Source organism: Shewanella sp. 5S214, assembly GCF_041439795.1.
GTDB classification, from domain to species: domain Bacteria; phylum Pseudomonadota; class Gammaproteobacteria; order Enterobacterales; family Shewanellaceae; genus Shewanella; species Shewanella vesiculosa.
On record NZ_JBGOOV010000014.1, the window covers coordinates 19,941 to 36,527 of the forward strand.

Below are 16,587 nucleotides of genomic sequence, written 5' to 3' on the forward strand. Positions count from 1 at the left end.
TAAACGAGAAATAGTTATTTTATTCATGTTGTAGAGTGATGATGTAATCAGCTTGACCATTTTCGGTTGAAGTAAATTCGCCGTGGCCAATATATTGCAGCAGGTTATCGGTCCCTGAATCAGCGATTACGTTAAATTGGCTCTGTGCCACGCCTTGTGAGAATACGCCATTGTGTTGCAGAACTATACTGCCTGCTATTTCTGGCGTATCAATGGTTAAGTGTTCTATGCCAACAAATACAGCCGAACCTTCTTTTTGGTATGACATAATATAGCGGATTTGCGCAGAACCACTGACGTCACCAGAATATGTTTGGCTAATTTCTGCTATGGTTTGTTTGCTGTCGTTGTGGTGTTCTGCATAAGTCGATTCATTCCAGGTGGTGATTTGAAATACACCTTTTAAGACTATTTTTGTCATGTAGAGTCCCGTTTTTGATGTTATTGAGTGCAATGACCCATGTTGCATTAAGATAATCATTGTTTGTTATAAATGTCCAATTTATAAACAATACTCGACAGATTTTGGCTTAGGCAGTAGGATGACATAAATTTGCCAGCAAGAGCAATGACATAGGATCTCGCATGGAACAACGAAAAGTATTATTGGCTGGTGGTAACTTACTGCAGGCTCACACATGGAAAGGGTTACTTGAAACCAGTGGAATAGACGTTGATCTTAAAGGAGAAGCGCTTATCGGTGGTGTTGGCGGTTTGCCTATTGAAATGCAGACTGTTGAGTTATGGGTTGCAGATAGTCAGCTTGTGGCAGCACAGAGTTTATTGGATGCACTTGATATTGAAAAACCTCAATGGCAATGCGTTCAGTGCCATGAAATAAATGAAGGAAGTTTTGAGTTGTGTTGGCAATGTAGTTCGCAAAGAAGTGAAATGCATAACGAATAAGCGCTTGTATAAGTTTATTTTTTTCATAAACTACAGACTAAACCACTTTGCGGTTTATGACGTATAAAGTACTCATTTGTTACTGATAAGCGACTTACCTAACTTAAGGATACCTATGCAAGCATCTCCAGCTTTCGCCCGTTTAGTTGATTCAGTTATGCCTCATGTTACCTTGCTAACGATTGAACAATATCAACAACAAGACCAGTGGCAATTAATTGATGTTCGAGAAGATAATGAGTGGCTGCAAGGGCATTTACCCAAAGCAAAACACTTGAGCCGTGGCATTATTGAGCGTGATATAGAGCATCGATTCCCTGACAAAGATACCCCATTACTCCTTTACTGCGGTGCCGGCCAACGTGCAGCATTATCGGCCTATAATTTACAGATTATGGGATACACACAAGTCGCCTCGATGATTGGTGGATACCGCGCTTGGATACAACATCAATTCCCTATCGTTGAAGACTGAGTAGATTAATGCAATATTTCCCATTATTTGTAGATACCCAAGGATTACAGGTATTATTGGTTGGCGCAGGTGAGGTCGCTACACGTAAACTAGATCTCTTGTCTCGTACTGATGCCAATATTCATGTAATTGCGCCAGACGTCGCCAATGAGATTGAAAGCTATTATTCTCAGGGACGTATTAAACTTTCGCGCCGCGAAGTGTGCAGCGCTGATTTTGCCAATGTCGACATTATTTATTTGGCCACAGCTAATGAACAGCTTAATATGGACTTTGCCGAATTAGCCACTGAGCGTGGAATTTGGGTTAATGTGGTCGATAACCCTAAGTTTTGTCGATTTATTACGCCTTCTATTGTTGACCGAGGCAGGTTAGTCGTGGCAATAAGTACTGCTGGAGCAGCCCCAGTGTTTGCGCGAACGATTCGTTCGAGACTCGAAACCATGTTACCACCATCGTTAGCACCATTATTTGATTTTGTTGCTAGCAAGCGAGAAGAAGTCCAACATAAATTATCCGCAGGTAAAGATAGACGTTTATTTTGGGAACAGTTTTTTACCACTAACCAAGATAAGTTTGATGGCTTAACTGAACAGCGTTATCTTGATGCTTTTGATCATTTGAGTATTAAAGGCGACATTATCTTATTAACTGAGGACACTCCGACGCATTTGTTGCCTATAGCCGCAATGCCTTTGCTACAGACATTAGATGTGGTTTACAGTGATAACCCGCTCGATGGCGAGATTAATGAACTATTAAGGCGCGATGCTAGCAGAGAAAAGGTACCGTTATTAAGTGATATTACTCATCAATATGAGCATGGTAGTCGTATTCTAATTGTGTCTTCATTGGCTAAAATCAGTCAGCTTAGCGCACATTTCCCGATGGCAAAACATCTTCGTCCAGGCGCAGTTTAACTCGATAAGAATGATGTCCTATTATACCGAGTCTACTTTGTAGTAGACTCGGTTTTTTTATATGAGTTGGAACCCTTCATGGCCGCTAAAGCTACCGTCTTTAAAGTCTCTTTGCAGATAGCAGATATGGATCGTCATTATTATGCCGATCATCAATTTACCTTAGCCCAACACCCATCTGAGACCGACACCCGCATGATGGTTCGTTTGCTGGCATTTGCGATTAATGCATCAGAATCATTAGTGTTTAGTAAAGGTTTGTGCGTTGATGATGAAGCGGAACTTTGGGATAAAAACCTCAGTGGCGAAATTGATCTTTGGGTTGAATTTGGTCAAGCAGATGAAAAGTGGCTCAGAAAAGCGTGTGGTCGTTCAAAACGAGTCATTCTTTATACTTATGGCGGCCGAAGTGTACCTATTTGGTGGCAACAAAATCAGCAAGCATTCGCGCGTTACGATAATTTAAGCGTGATTAATTTTCCTGAAGATGCAGTTAAACAAATGGATATATTTGTTAATCGTAACATGGCGTTACAAGTAAGCCTTAGTGAAGGGCAAGTGTGGTTTTCAGATGCAAATAATAGTGTGTTAATCGAACCTGAAGTCTTAAAATGATGGGAATTACCTAAATTTAGCGCCTAACATACTCCGAATCACAACAGTGTGAATTAAACCTTAATTTTATGAAAATTAATTAAGTTTAATCAAATGTGCCTTGTGCTAATAAAAACACAGGCAGATAATCAAGATATCTAGTAAATACCGAAAAGATATAAATAACTGATAATAATAGTTTTATTTTGACGGTAGCTGTTGATTAAGGATGTTGTTGTGAAAAAATTAGCCCTATACCCAGTAGAAAAAATTGACCAATTAACTTCACCAGAAGCCCATGAAGACATATCAGTACAGTCTTCGGCATTAAACGTGTTTACTGATTTCAAGAAAGTGACACCTATGGTTATTGAGTCAAGTACATCGGCTGTGAATGTTGAGCACTTAATGCAGAAGTCACATGTCCGCCTTAAATTAGTCATTGACCATCACGATCAGTTTATTGGCTTAATCAGTTTTGAATCATTACATAATCAAGAGATATTAAAACGAGTGGCCGCAGGACATCAGCGTGAACACCTCAGTGTTGCTGATTTTATGATCCCTAAAGAAGATCTTAAAGCGATCGATTTTGAAGATTTAAATTATGCTCGAATCGGTGATGTAATTGAAACATTGCAATCAGCAGGGCAACAACATTGTTTAGTGATTGATCGCGAACAACATGCTATTCGCGGAGTATTATCAGCCAATGATATTGCAAGGCGATTGAAGCTTGCTGTCGATGTGAGCACACCAAACTCATTTGCCTCAATATTCAAGGTTATTGCCAATACTCAGCAGCCAGCGGTATTACAAATACCACAGCCTCACTTTTAGGTTTTCAATCAGTTAATGAGTAAAGCGTAAAAAAATAGCCACATTTCGTGGCTATTTTTGTATTGAACAAGAGGAGATTACTGGAAGCTTAAACTCCAAGTATCGATATACCCAGTATCTTGTTTGGCATTATCAACTGCTTTTAAAGTCCATACACCACTAGATTCTACACCAGCCATATTAGCTGTGTAAGTCTGGGTTAAGTTATCGGTTCCACCACCAGTATTGTTATGCAGTACAACCGTTTGACCTGTAGGACTCACTAACTGGATTTTTAAATCACCAATATACGTGTGAATGATACCGATAGACACTGATACCGATCCTGAATCGCCAGTACGAGTAACCGTGATTGGGCTAGTGATACCAGTGGTATTATTATCTGGAATCGTATAATTACCAGTATTAGTATAGCTTGCTGGACCGCCAGTATTGCCACCACTGGTTGTTGCCGCGGTATAATTAGCCACTAGGTTGACGTTACTAAATGCGCTATAACCTTGCACCATCACATAATAGGTACCCGTTTGTGGTGTGGCAATAGGACAAGATTCTGCATTACCACTCTTCCATGGACGACAGTCATAACTGCTGCTGGTCGGTGATGCACCATATTGCACATACAGGTCAGCATCGCCAGTACCGCCACTCATGGTAAAGGTTAAGTCTTTTGCGCCTGCAGGGACGTCTAACGAGAAATATAGCTCATCACTTTTAGCGCCAGCTAGACCGGTTTTTGCGACACCTTTTACCAGTACACTGTCACCAGTACCAGGGCCAGGATCGTTTGGACCAGTACATGATTCGTCTAAGTAGGCCTTTGCTGCAACGGCATTAATCATCCCATAACCGGTTTGGTTATCACGTCCCGCAACACTTAAGTCATCAGCTGTTGCATTAAGTGCTGCACGCACTTGGCTTGCACTACATTCAGGGTGGTAACTCCACACTAATGTAGCAACCCCTGACACATGCGGTGTGGCCATAGAGGTACCATTGTAATATTCGTAATCTTGGTTACCTTGATTACTCACTGTCGTTGATTGTCCCAACTTAGCTTTAAGTGCAAGCCCTGTTGCTCTATCTACTGACACTGAAGGAACCGTAATATCACTGTTGGCATCAACTAAGAATGGGTTTTGTAGGCCAGGTAGGGCACTATTACTGTACACAATAATACCTTTAGCGCCTGCAGTTTTACATGCTTTAGTTGAGTTGATTTCAGGGTAGCTTGAACCTTGGTTGCCTACGCGCTCAACAAGACAAATCTTATTCGCCATATTGCCGCATGAAAAACTGGTTCCATTGACGGTACACTCTGCTAAGGCTCCGGTTGCACTCGCATTGATAGGGGCAGGAGCATAACTGGTTCCTGATGGAGTCAGACGATTGTGCGGTACTACGCCATTGCTAAAATAGGACTGACCACCAATAGTGATATCTGCTAAACGTCCTTCACCAACGGTAACGGTTGACAGAATTGCTTCACCAGGACCTGAAATTTCAACTTGATCCGTGTACTGTGAAAATGCTGCATGATCAAGGTTACTGTCAACGGCGGCCACTGACATCACACTGTCATATGAAGCAGGGTAGCTATAACTGCTGTCACCAGCATTACCAGCAGCTGCAATTAATAATACGCCATTATTGTAGTGAGTATTTAATGCATTACGCTCGGTTGTGGTTGAACCACTGCCACCCAAGCTCATTGTGACGACATTTGCACCACCTGAATTAACACAAGTGTCGATAGCGGCTACTAATGATGATGAGTAGCCCCATCCTGCTTCATTAAACACTTTTACGATATGAATATTGGCGTTTTGGTTAGGCATAACCCCGACCACACCTTCATTGTTTGCAATGGCAGCAATAGTACCTGCGACATGAGTGCCATGAGCATTATTATTACCCGGTTGATACCAGTTGCCCGTTCCGGAATTATTGGTTCCGGTGACGTTGTTTGCATTTAAATCGTTATGACTACGATCGTAACCAGAGTCAATAATACAGATAGTGCGATTACCCGCTTGGCTGTCGCTTACTACAGTTGCACCAACAAAGGTTTGTCCCCAAGGAGTTGTTTCTGCAAGCAATCTACGTGGTAAATCTTCTTCAACATATTCAACGTCTTGACGTAAACGCAATGCTTTGATTGATGGCGAGTCGAGTTTTACGGAATAACTATTACTTCGACCAACACGCTTCATTTCTCGCGCTTTTACACTGTTCAAAGCACGAAATTGACTGAATACTTCGTTTGAGCGAGGCTGATAAGACATACTATTTGTTTCAGGTTGTACGCCCACATTTTGCGTTACAGAACTGCTGCTTAACGTTTGTGCCGCATTATCATTCTTAAATTTAACGATATAACGTTTAGGTAACGGAGATTGTTGATCAATTTGTTGGTTGGTAGCAGAAAGCTGTAAGGGGGATGGGGCCGCATTGACTTGAGTTGAAATAGCCAAAGCAAGAGCGGTCATGCTAAGCACGACCGCTGAGTTTTTATTCTTTTTCATATTATCTTCCATGTTAATCAGAGTTAAATAACGTCTTTTATAATTATGTTTACCGATAAGCTTATTTTGCCTATCTATTTAAAAGGTAATCATATTTTCACCAAATGTAAATAACTTGTTAACATTGACTTTGATAATACAAGTACTTTTTATGATATTTTCGTGAATTATTATGTAACATTTATGAATTTAAAATTTATTAAGCAGTATTTTGATAAAAGTTATCTGTATAACTTTTATCAAGTTACCTAGATGTAAGCGCTTAACCGAGAAATGAATAAGTGAAGTTGTTAATGCTAATAAATAATTAACTTAAATACAGTGTAAATGATAGTTTACGATTTTTGGTGTTATTGAAATAATAACAGTGGTTTACTCTGTAGTGCTGGTGATGAGTAGGATGCTATTGAAGCATAATATTAAGCCACAGGATTAGCTCTGTGGCTTAATTTATTGCTGATATTATCGTGCAGATATTAAACTGTTAAAACCACCTGCATTATAGGTGTTGCTGTATCCTTGTTTAACGAGTGATTTTTGTGCCATATCACTGCGATTACCGCTGCGACAATAAAGCACTATTTCAGTGTTTTTAGTGATATTGAGCTTTGCTAACTCGGGTACGATATTATTGAATGGGATATTCATAGCACCGTCAATATGTCCTTCTGCAAACTCTTCAGCAGTACGCACATCAATCAACATGACGCCACGGTCGATCTTCTCCCATGCAACGCTGGGCTCTTGCTCTGCCGCCCAGGTCGGCATGAGTGATGCTGCTAATATCACTAATAGCGCCAATACCGATTGAATAGACAACAGCATAGATTTCTTAAACACGATAAATTCCTTGTTATTTATTTAAGGCTATTTCCGCTGCAGTTTTGATGCCTAATTTTTTCATTACCATCGCCGCAGGACAAAAGCCTGTGAATGCACTCTGAAATAGATTAGCGCCTACAAACACCGTTAGCCAGACAAAATGTGGACTGACAGTTGCGGTTAACACTATCGATAATAAAACCATGAAGCCTGCAAAGGCCATAATACTTCTTTCTAATGACATGTTTAGATCCTTATTGGGCGTTGCCCAGTTAACGAATAATCTTGTTACTTAGCTGTGATAATGTGTTTATTTTTCATAACCGAATAATACAATACTGGGATTACTACCAAGGTTAAAATGGTCGAGATAAAAATACCAAAAATTAAACTAATAGCTAAACCATTAAAAATAGGGTCGTCAATAATAAATAATGCGCCAATTATTGCCGCTAATGCTGTCAACATAATCGGTTTGGCACGCACAGCTCCAGAATGGATAACGGCTTGTTCTAATGGTATTCCAGCAGCTGTTTGCTGATTAATAAAATCGACCAGCAAGATAGAGTTTCGAACAATAATACCTGCTAGCGCAATCATGCCTATCATCGAGGGGGCCGTGAATTGAGCACCCAATATAGCGTGTCCTGGCATCACGCCAATGATGGTTAATGGTATTGGCGCCATAATGACTAACGGCACCACATATGATTTAAATTGCCCCACAACTAACAAGTAAATTGCAATCATTCCAACAGCATAAGCAATACCCATATCGCGGAAAGTTTCATATGTGATTTTCCATTCACCGTCCCATAAAATAGCCACGTCAGTTAATCCATCAGGTTGATTAACCAGATTTTGTTGAATTGGGTAACTTGAATCACCTTGTTCATTTTGTTGATTAATTTGGCTGACCATGTCAAACATACCGTATAGTGGGCTGCCAGTAGGGCCTGCCATATCAGCAATAACCATGATCATAGGTACCATATTTTTGTGGATAATTGGTGCGTTAATAACCTGTTGTTGTACCTTGACTAACTCTGTCAATGGCACGGTTTCACCCGATTGAGTTGGTAAGCGTAATAACAACACTTGCTTGAGGTCTACTTTAGATGCCTCATCAAGTTGTAATCTAATTGGCGTGGGCTGAGCTAACTGTGCTTGATACAAATAACTCACATCTTTACCATCAACGGCTGTGCTGATGGTATCGACGATACTGGCGTAAGAGACTCCCAATAAGCGAGCTTTATTACGGTCAATAATTACCTGCCATTTTTGTTGCTGTGCTGGCAAATAAATATCCATATCAACAACATGTTCAGTGTCCTTGAATCGTTGTAATAAGTCATTGGCTGCTCGTTCGCGTAGCTTAGTGTTCGGTGCATAAACCTCGGCCACAATGGGTGACCACACTGGTGGTCCGGGTGGCACTTCAACAATCTTAATATTTGCATGGTATCGAAGACCAATTTTTTGTAGTGGCTCACGCACCGATGATGCAATGGTGTGGCTGTCGCGGTCGCGATGTTTCTTATCAACCAGATTAACTTGGATCTCACCGAGTTCTTGGCTACTGCGCAAGAAATAATGTCTTACTAAGCCGTTAAAGTTCATCGGTGCATGAGTACCTGCGTACAATTGTAAATGCTCAATTTCTTTAACCGTCGTGAGATATTGACTGAGATCTTGCAATACTCTTTGAGTTTGTTCTACTGGTGTTCCTTCAGGCATGTCGACCATCACCTGAAACTCTGACTTGTTATCAAAGGGCAGCATTTTTAATATTACCGCTTGCATTACTGGCAAGGCGACAGCAAAAGCAATCAATAAAGCAATGCCTAAAGCCAAACCTTTACGGGCTTTTGGTGCATGTTCGCCAATTAAAAAAGGGCTCATTATGCGGGTAAACAAGCGTGTTAATCGATTGTCTTCTTCTACCACAATGTCAGTACTTGCAGTTGAATTAGTTGAATTAGTTGAATTATGAGATTTTTTGTGAGGCTTTAATAACTTATTGCTCAGCCATGGCGTCATAATAAAGGCAATTAATAACGAAATGATCATTCCCATACTGGCATTTATCGGAATAGGGCTCATGTATGGGCCCATGAGTCCCGATACGAATGCCATTGGCAAAAGGGCGGCAATAACCGTAAAAGTAGCCAGTATGGTAGGTCCGCCGACTTCATCAACGGCGTGTGGGATAAGTTCGCTAATGGGTTTATCACTCATTGCCATATGTCGGTGGATATTTTCGACCACAACAATAGCGTCATCAACCAAGATGCCAATCGAGAAAATAAGCGCAAATAACGAAATACGGTTGAGGGTGAATCCCCAAGCCCACGATGCAAATAAAGTAATGGCTAGGGTAATAATAATAGCCACACCCACCACGGCAGACTCACGAACTCCCATGGTGAATAAAACTAACAGTACCACTGCCGATGTAGCAAAAATCAATTTAAAGATAAGTGTGTTCGATTTATCCCCAGCTGTTTTACCGTAGTTACGAGAGATGGCAACATCAACATTATTGGGAATTAATACATTATCGACAGCCTTGATTTTCGCTAAAACCGCATCAGCGATATCGACAGCATTGGTGCCTGCTTGTTTGCCTATCGCAATCGTTACAGCAGGATAAGTTCCCTTGTCGGTGACATGCCAAACATGTTGTTTGGGTATATCACTTTTGAGGCTTACATCGGCAATATCAGATAAATAAACGGCATGGGGAGTTGAGCTTCTAGCCGATGTTGCATCTGGTTGATTGACTTTTATCAGTAAATTATTGACATCATCAAGCGTACGTAAAAACTGTCCAGTTTGTAGTTTTATTTCTTGATTAAACTGTGTCAAGGATCCTAGCGTAGACAGCTGGTTATTATCTTGTAAAGTGGCACTAATATCGTTGAACGTGACGCCGAAACTGCTCATTTTGACAGGATCGATACGCACATTTAACACCATTTCGTGGCCACCTTGGCTGTAAATCTCTCGCGTGCCAGGTATCCGCTTTAGTTCGGTTTCCAAGCCTGATGCCACTAAGGTAAGCTGTTCTGCGGTGATGTTTGGGTCTTTAGACCAGAGGGTCAGGCCTACAATAGGCACATCATCAATGCCTCTGGGTTTAATTAATGGCTCACCAATGCCAGCGGCATGATTAAATTTATCTCGGTTAGAGTACAGTTGATTATATAAATTAACCACGGCCTCATCACGTGGAATACCGACATCAAAAATCGCGATAATCAACGCACCATCAGGTTGAGAGAATGAATAAAGAGTATCAATCCCTTTTATTTGAGAAATGATACGTTCAGCCGGCAAGGTGACTTGATTTTCCACTTCCGTCGGCGTGGCGCCAGGATAGGGAATAAACACATCTGCAAAAGTGACATCTATTTGCGGCTCTTCTTCTTTTGGCGTAATAATTACCGCAAAAAGACCCAGTAATAAGCCTAAAATAGCCAATAATGGGGTGATAGCACTTTGTTGAAATGCCTTTGCTATTGAGCCTGAGATGCCGAGTTTATTTGGTTCGTTGGGGGTTGTCATTCGGTCTACTCCTGAGCTTTTGTTGCTGAGGAATTAATTAAATAACGTCCTGCATCAATAACAATTTCATCGCCTTCCATAAGACCTGACAGCACTTCTACAGTATTTGTTTTAGTATCTATTCGGCCAATTCGTACCTGATTTAATACTATTTTATCGTTACTTACACGATACACAGAGGTTAAGTCACTGACTTGATGAATCGCCGATAATGGCACCACCAGACTCTTTCTACTGGGAAAGGCCACGGTTACTTTAATCCATTGCCCCACGATGATATCTTCGATATCAGCGGCATTTAGATTGACTCGCACTTGATGTTGATGAGTGAGTGGATCGGCAAATTGATACACATCAATATCACCGGAAGTGATTTCATTACCATTAGGTAATTGAATCGCAACTTGTGCTTGTTGTTGAAGCTGAGCAATATCTTGTTGTGGGACTTGAAATACCGCTCTGAGGTGTTGAGTATCATAACCAGAGAACAGTGCCTGACCATAAGATATTGTTTCACCTTGCTCAACAAAACGTTGAGTCATTCGGCCACTAAAAGGCGCACTCACGACTGTGTAATTTAAGCTTTCTTTGGCTTGTATTAATTGTGCTTGAGCAGCACTCACAGCTTGTTTGCTTGATTTTGCTTTGGCTGTGGCTTCATCCATGGCGCCTTTTGATATAGCCCCTTTAGGAAATAGGGCTTTATAGCGCGCATATTGTGCTTGTGCCTCAGTGTTTAGTGCTTCTGCTTTAGCCAGTTCAGCTTCCGCTCCCGCAAACCCAGCACCTTGCTCTTTATTAGTGATTTCCAGTAAAGACGCGCCTTGTGGTACTAAATCATTAACATCAAAATGGATATTAATAATCCTTCCTGAGGTTTGGGCTGAAATCGTTGCCGCTTTAATTGCTTCAATTTTTGCATCGTATATTCGCGGTTGATTTTGTTCGGAATATGCTAATTTTAATGTATTAACATCATAGGCTTGCACAGCAAGAGGTAATGCTATTGAGGTGAGGATAACACCGAGGAATAAATAATTTGTTAACCGAGACATATGAAAAGCCTATTTTGGAGTCTATAAGAAAATTCTAATGGACTTTATGCAGTTACGCAACCGATATATTAGAATTATTTTATATATTAGATCTTAATCATATTACGGAGATAAAAAAACCGCCAATTATTGCTAAATGGCGGTTTGGATAAAAAAAGATGATACTTTTTTAGTCCGTGGTGAATGAGCTAAAAAAGGCAGTCAATACTCATGGTTAAAGAGCACTGATTAACAAGTGCTAACTAAAAGCTGTAGTTATATTGTACTGAATAATAAACAGCATTTGATCGCGTTTGTGCTGAAATTTCACTGCTATAACCAGGTATTTGAGCAAGAAGCTTACTGTCTTCTAATACGGTAACATCTTCTCCGCGCACAAAAGCGATGCCTAAATCAACGCTCGATTTTTGGCTTAAGTCGTAACTGACGCCAGCGGTATACCAAGTACGATCAGAATCAGGAATTGATAATGATGAATGCTGATTCACAACACCTTGATCCGATGCTAAACCTGCGCGCAAAGTGAGATCTCGAGTGAGATTATAAGTTGCCCCTAAGCTTAAAAACCATGAATCCTTCCAGTGGTATTCTTTTAAGTCGGCTTGGTCGACACCATTGGCACCATCTTTGACGACGATTTTGTCAAACGAGCTCCAATTGGTCCACTGAGCCGTATAATGTAGCGCGAATTTATCCGTTAGCTGGTGAAAACCGGCAAACTGAGCAATATCTGCGATAGGAATATCAATTTTATTGTATTCAGTGTACTGATAATTTACATCGCCTTTGGCGGTAAGTTTTGGGCTAATACGGTAGCTTAAACCAAAACGATTATCTGGATTAACTTCATACACCACACCAACAATCCCACCTAAAGCCCAACCATCGGCATCAACATCCACTAAGTTGCCGATCTGTGGATTGTCGCTCTTACGTGTGAGGGTTCCGCTACCATAAACGGCATCAACACCGAAGCCAAAACTGAACTCATCATTGACGCGATAAGACATGCTCGTGTTGAAATTAACGGTAACGACTTCTGTGTTACCTAATAAATCAACTGGAGTTGGAAGTGGCACAGCATTGCCGCTTATAGTCGGTGTTTTATTGGCTAAGTTGCCTAAATCAGTGCCGGTGCCATAGTTACTGAATACCGCAACTCCGAAGGCCATTTTGTCGTTAATCGGGTTGATATAATAGAAATTCGGAATAACTTTTGCGTCAGCAGCGCTGTGTTCGCTGCCAAAGGCGACATCTTGACCGCCAAAATTGCCTTTTGCATCCGATACCGACACATCGATATCAGCATAAACGACACCTAAAGATAATGCGGTTTCATCAAAGAGAGCCATAGCTGCAGGGTTACGAGATAAAACTGAGGCATTGTCAGCAATAACAGCATCCCCAGCCATTGCACGACCGATACCGGTAGCTGATTGACTATTTAACTGAAACCCGGCGGCTGATGCTTGTACACTGATTAAGCTTACTGCGGTGGCAATGAGAGTCTTGTGGAATTTATTCATTATTATGTCCATTTATTATTACCGTTTTGTTCAAAGTTTATCCGCTTCAAACATTTGACGGTCAAAATTTAGGGCATCTTAGGTAAATGTGAACTATGTAACAACTCCGACCAGATGTTAGTTATTGTTAATATTAAGTTAATTCTAGTTTTTAGTCGTGAATTAGGTGTTTGATAGCATGGCAGTATATGTGAATTTCAGCTCCATTTTCGGCGATAACGACACCCTGGTTAGCTTAAGTTAAATTTTATTCATCGTGGATGTTAAGCAACTGCTGGATTAAATTCATAGTATTAAGTTGCTCATAAATACTCAATTAGCCGTCATGGGAGGGGTTGTTTTTAAAGCTTATTTATTCGTGTTGAGTTGGGCAAGGTATGATAAGAAGGTAACTCAACTTCTATTAAAGAAGCTGAGTTACCAAGAAAACTTTTAATGCCATTATTGCGTTTTCAAAGACTCACGAAAAGCACTGAAATCAGCGATAGTTTTATCAGTCGGTGGTGATATTTTACTGACGATTACGCCCACTAACATAGCGAAAATAAACCCTGGGACAATTTCATATAGCTCAAAAATACCGCCAGTCATTTGTTTCCAAACCACAACAGTTATAGCACCTACTAAAATCGTTGCAATTGCACCGTTGCGGCTATAGCCTTGCCAAAACAGCGATAACAGCACTACTGGACCAAATGCAGCACCAAACCCGGCCCATGCATAACTGACTAGCCCTAAAACACTGCTTTCAGGATTAAGCGCAACAACTCCAGCCACTAATGCGATGGCTATAACGCCAATACGACCGACTAACATTAATTCTTTACTGCTGGCTTGTGGACGCAACCATTTAAGATAAAAATCCTCGGTGATCACGCTAGAGCAGACTAACAACTGCGAATCGATAGTACTCATGATGGCAGATAAGATAGCCGCAATAAGCAAACCACCAACCCAAGGGTTAAACGCGGCATGGGCTAAATGAATAAACACGGTTTCTGAGTTTTCAAGTGGTTCGGCGGCAAAATAAAGGCTGCCGGCAATACCTGTTGCTAAGGCACCAAATAGTGACACTATCATCCAAGTCATGGCAATACGCCGAGAAAGGACTAAGTCTTTTGGGCTGCCGATAGCCATAAAACGAGACAAAATATGCGGTTGCCCGAAATAACCTAACCCCCAAGCCAGTAAAGACACAAGGCCAATAATAGTGGTGTTCTCATTAATAAACGACAACATCGCCGGGTCTATCTGTTCAAAACCTGCTTGTGTGTCTGGCTGACTAAAGATGGATACAGGCACAATAATTAAGGCTATTAACATTAAGCAGCCTTGAAAGAAGTCAGTCCAACTCACCGCAAAAAAACCGCCGACAAAGGTATAAGATACAATAATAAATGAGCCTATTAATAAGGCGACGGTATAATCGAGACCAAAGACTTTTTCAAATAATATTGCGCCGCCGACCATGCCTGAGGAGGCATAAAAAGTGAAAAAGATCAGAATCGTTAATGCGGAAACTAATTTTAATAGCCCATGAGAGTCATTAAAACGGTTCTCAAAAAAGTCGGGTAAGGTTAGTGAATTATTGGCCACTTGGGTATAAATACGCAGACGCTTAGCGACAAATAGCCAATTAAGCCAAGCGCCAAACACTAATCCAAAACCAATCCATGCTTCACCCAAGCCACTTAGATACACTGCCCCTGGCAAACCCAGTAATAACCAGCCCGACATATCTGATGCACCCACACTAAGAGCGGTGACTGCGGGGCCCATTTTTCGTCCGCCAAGAATATAATCATCGACAGTATCGGTTTTGCGGTAGGCCCAGTACCCAATACCCATCATTAAGGCCAAGTATCCTATAAAGGTAATGAGGATCGGTGTTTGAATATCCATATAGTTCTCAAGAGATTATTTTTGTGTTCGACATGCTAGCAGAAGTTAGAGATAGTTCACACTTTGAATTATTCAAGTGTAAAAAAAATCCGCTATTCAATGAAGTAGCGGATTTTAGATTGTCACCGACAGTGTTTAAATAAAGGTATTTTCAACTTCTTTTTTGACAAACTCAAGATTAGAAGCTGGTTCTCCCACCAAGACCATATAGGCATCGGCTGTTTGAAAACTTTGACCTTTATATTGGTTATCAGCAAAAGCTTCTTCTAATACAATACGCTTCTCAATGGGCACAATGAACAAGGTGACCTTATTGCCATTCTCGTCAGCCATGACTAAATGCAATGATTTGACACCTTGAAAATCACAATATGAGGTGAAAAAAACACGCCCTGGTTGTTTGATAAACTTTGAGTCACTCAATCCATCGACACTGGCGAGTTTAAAATTAACATCTTTAAAGCCAATATCCTGTTCCATGATTAATGCTTTGGTTTCATGGTGTACATGAGCTAGCGAGTTTTCGCTTAAGTTTACTGGCGTAAAACGTAATAAACTAAAACTGACTCCGACGATAAAAGCCACTGATGCAGCCATCGCCATCATGTAGCGAGTATGTTTTTTGCTTTGTTGATGTTGGCTTAATTGCTGTCGCAAAATCAATTTATCAGCTAAATCATCTGGGACACTAATATTGAGTGCTTGCATGAGTTTATGGTCAAATGCTTTTAGATCTTTGATAAATTTTGCATCATCTTCATGTTCAGCTAAATGAGTTAAAAATTCATCTGACTGATTATTGGGGTCACCGTATGCTTGGCGACGAAACTGTAGATCATCCATTTGATTGACCTCTTACCTCTGGTGCTTCGAGAGCGTCTTTTAACTGGTTTCTGGCTCTAAATAAGCGCGTCATTACCGTATTTCGATTAAGTTCAAGTATGGCGGCAATTTCATCGCCACTAAACCCGCCAATCAGCTGCAATAACAAAGGTTCTCGGTATTCAATATCGAGTTTACCAATTTGACGACGCAACCAATACTGTTCAGTGTCTTCTTCATGACTTGTGGATAATACATCCTCAAGTAAATCTTGTTCTACGTCGCTGTAGTTAAATTGTTTACGTTCAAAACGTCTGGCATTTTCACGCCTTAAAATTGTGATCAGCCATGCCTTAGCAGCTTTATCATCGTTTAACGAGTCTAAAGACCGCCACGCTCTTAAGAACGTCTCTTGGGTGATATCCTCAGCAACATGTTTATCACCACATAACCAAAAGGCGTAGCGAAATATGTCGGTATGAAGTGCCCTGACAAGGCTATCGTATCGTCGTTGTTTTGTTAGCATCTCAGATAAGACCGCGGGTTCGGACTTTTTCTTTCGCAGGGAATCGAACATTTTTTAACTTTGTTGAGTTAATAATAACTAACAGCTTAAAAAGCGGGGGGATT

The 16,587-nt window shown here is 40.8% G+C and carries 15 protein-coding genes; 5 read left to right on the plus strand and 10 right to left on the minus strand.

All coding sequences use genetic code 11. The features are described 5' to 3' along the window. Window positions 1-19: 19 nt before the first annotated feature. A complete protein-coding gene (locus tag ACED29_RS11040) occupies window positions 20-421 on the minus strand; it encodes a DUF3224 domain-containing protein (RefSeq protein ID WP_124016299.1) in 402 nt (133 codons plus the stop codon). Between the two features lie 164 nt (window positions 422-585). On the opposite strand from ACED29_RS11040, the gene ACED29_RS11045 reads away from it, so the two are divergent. The 5 genes from ACED29_RS11045 to ACED29_RS11065 all read left to right on the plus strand — a co-directional run bounded on the left by ACED29_RS11045 (window position 586) and on the right by ACED29_RS11065 (window position 3,735). Next, window positions 586-906, plus strand: a complete 321-nt coding sequence (locus ACED29_RS11045; RefSeq protein WP_124016300.1) for a putative signal transducing protein — start codon at window positions 586-588, stop codon at window positions 904-906. Window positions 907-1,021: 115 nt separating this feature from the next. Beyond that, window positions 1,022-1,381, plus strand: coding sequence for a rhodanese-like domain-containing protein (locus ACED29_RS11050; protein WP_182698082.1), 360 nt, complete (start codon window positions 1,022-1,024; stop codon window positions 1,379-1,381). Window positions 1,382-1,389: 8 nt separating this feature from the next. After that, the gene (locus ACED29_RS11055) at window positions 1,390-2,301 is read left to right on the plus strand and encodes a bifunctional precorrin-2 dehydrogenase/sirohydrochlorin ferrochelatase (RefSeq protein WP_371697678.1); all 912 of its coding nucleotides are present in this window, start codon (window positions 1,390-1,392) and stop codon (window positions 2,299-2,301) included. 78 nt (window positions 2,302-2,379) lie between these two features. Next, window positions 2,380-2,916: a YaeQ family protein gene (locus ACED29_RS11060; protein ID WP_124016303.1), complete on the plus strand. Its 537-nt coding sequence runs from the start codon at window positions 2,380-2,382 to the stop codon at window positions 2,914-2,916. A gap of 216 nt (window positions 2,917-3,132) precedes the next feature. Then, on the plus strand, window positions 3,133-3,735 hold the full coding sequence (locus ACED29_RS11065) for a histidine kinase (protein WP_165870087.1): 603 nt from the start codon (window positions 3,133-3,135) through the stop codon (window positions 3,733-3,735). 77 nt (window positions 3,736-3,812) lie between these two features. Here the strand turns inward: ACED29_RS11065 and ACED29_RS11070 are convergent, their stop codons facing one another. From ACED29_RS11070 to ACED29_RS11110, 9 genes are all read right to left on the minus strand, one after another. Continuing rightward, a complete protein-coding gene (locus ACED29_RS11070; protein WP_371697679.1) occupies window positions 3,813-6,260 on the minus strand; it encodes a S8 family serine peptidase in 2,448 nt (815 codons plus the stop codon). Between the two features lie 462 nt (window positions 6,261-6,722). Next, on the minus strand, window positions 6,723-7,100 hold the full coding sequence (locus ACED29_RS11075) for a rhodanese-like domain-containing protein (protein ID WP_371697680.1): 378 nt from the start codon (window positions 7,098-7,100) through the stop codon (window positions 6,723-6,725). A 13-nt stretch (window positions 7,101-7,113) separates the two neighbouring features. Then, the gene (locus tag ACED29_RS11080) at window positions 7,114-7,326 is read right to left on the minus strand and encodes a DUF2892 domain-containing protein (RefSeq protein WP_124016307.1); all 213 of its coding nucleotides are present in this window, start codon (window positions 7,324-7,326) and stop codon (window positions 7,114-7,116) included. A 44-nt stretch (window positions 7,327-7,370) separates the two neighbouring features. Continuing rightward, window positions 7,371-10,652 (minus strand): efflux RND transporter permease subunit, encoded by a 3,282-nt coding sequence (locus ACED29_RS11085; protein ID WP_371697681.1) that lies wholly within the window; start codon window positions 10,650-10,652, stop codon window positions 7,371-7,373. A 5-nt stretch (window positions 10,653-10,657) separates the two neighbouring features. Then, a complete protein-coding gene (locus ACED29_RS11090; protein WP_371697682.1) occupies window positions 10,658-11,707 on the minus strand; it encodes an efflux RND transporter periplasmic adaptor subunit in 1,050 nt (349 codons plus the stop codon). A gap of 242 nt (window positions 11,708-11,949) precedes the next feature. Further along, complete coding sequence (locus ACED29_RS11095) at window positions 11,950-13,233, minus strand: OmpP1/FadL family transporter (protein ID WP_124016310.1); 1,284 nt, start codon at window positions 13,231-13,233, stop codon at window positions 11,950-11,952. 441 nt (window positions 13,234-13,674) lie between these two features. Beyond that, window positions 13,675-15,135 carry a sodium/proline symporter PutP gene (gene putP, locus ACED29_RS11100; RefSeq protein ID WP_371697683.1) on the minus strand — a complete coding sequence of 487 codons (1,461 nt, stop codon included), beginning with the start codon at window positions 15,133-15,135 and terminating at the stop codon, window positions 13,675-13,677. A 135-nt stretch (window positions 15,136-15,270) separates the two neighbouring features. Beyond that, the gene (locus ACED29_RS11105) at window positions 15,271-15,978 is read right to left on the minus strand and encodes a DUF3379 domain-containing protein (protein WP_371697684.1); all 708 of its coding nucleotides are present in this window, start codon (window positions 15,976-15,978) and stop codon (window positions 15,271-15,273) included. After that, window positions 15,971-16,534: a sigma-70 family RNA polymerase sigma factor gene (locus ACED29_RS11110; RefSeq protein ID WP_124016313.1), complete on the minus strand. Its 564-nt coding sequence runs from the start codon at window positions 16,532-16,534 to the stop codon at window positions 15,971-15,973. The genes ACED29_RS11105 and ACED29_RS11110 overlap by 8 nt, the downstream gene beginning before the upstream one ends. Window positions 16,535-16,587: the final 53 nt, after the last annotated feature.

What these genes read in the sequence shown, in the direction of transcription:
- ACED29_RS11040 (WP_124016299.1), bottom strand. Translation starts at nt 421, where the DNA reads ATGACAAAAATAGTCTTAAAAGGTGTATTTCAAATCACCACCTGGAAT.
- ACED29_RS11045 (WP_124016300.1), top strand. Translation starts at nt 586, where the DNA reads ATGGAACAACGAAAAGTATTATTGGCTGGTGGTAACTTACTGCAGGCT.
- ACED29_RS11050 (WP_182698082.1), top strand. Translation starts at nt 1,022, where the DNA reads ATGCAAGCATCTCCAGCTTTCGCCCGTTTAGTTGATTCAGTTATGCCT.
- ACED29_RS11055 (WP_371697678.1), top strand. Translation starts at nt 1,390, where the DNA reads ATGCAATATTTCCCATTATTTGTAGATACCCAAGGATTACAGGTATTA.
- ACED29_RS11060 (WP_124016303.1), top strand. Translation starts at nt 2,380, where the DNA reads ATGGCCGCTAAAGCTACCGTCTTTAAAGTCTCTTTGCAGATAGCAGAT.
- ACED29_RS11070 (WP_371697679.1), bottom strand. Translation starts at nt 6,260, where the DNA reads ATGAAAAAGAATAAAAACTCAGCGGTCGTGCTTAGCATGACCGCTCTT.
- ACED29_RS11080 (WP_124016307.1), bottom strand. Translation starts at nt 7,326, where the DNA reads ATGTCATTAGAAAGAAGTATTATGGCCTTTGCAGGCTTCATGGTTTTA.
- ACED29_RS11085 (WP_371697681.1), bottom strand. Translation starts at nt 10,652, where the DNA reads ATGACAACCCCCAACGAACCAAATAAACTCGGCATCTCAGGCTCAATA.
- ACED29_RS11090 (WP_371697682.1), bottom strand. Translation starts at nt 11,707, where the DNA reads ATGTCTCGGTTAACAAATTATTTATTCCTCGGTGTTATCCTCACCTCA.
- ACED29_RS11095 (WP_124016310.1), bottom strand. Translation starts at nt 13,233, where the DNA reads ATGAATAAATTCCACAAGACTCTCATTGCCACCGCAGTAAGCTTAATC.
- putP (WP_371697683.1), bottom strand. Translation starts at nt 15,135, where the DNA reads ATGGATATTCAAACACCGATCCTCATTACCTTTATAGGATACTTGGCC.
- ACED29_RS11105 (WP_371697684.1), bottom strand. Translation starts at nt 15,978, where the DNA reads ATGGATGATCTACAGTTTCGTCGCCAAGCATACGGTGACCCCAATAAT.
- ACED29_RS11110 (WP_124016313.1), bottom strand. Translation starts at nt 16,534, where the DNA reads ATGTTCGATTCCCTGCGAAAGAAAAAGTCCGAACCCGCGGTCTTATCT.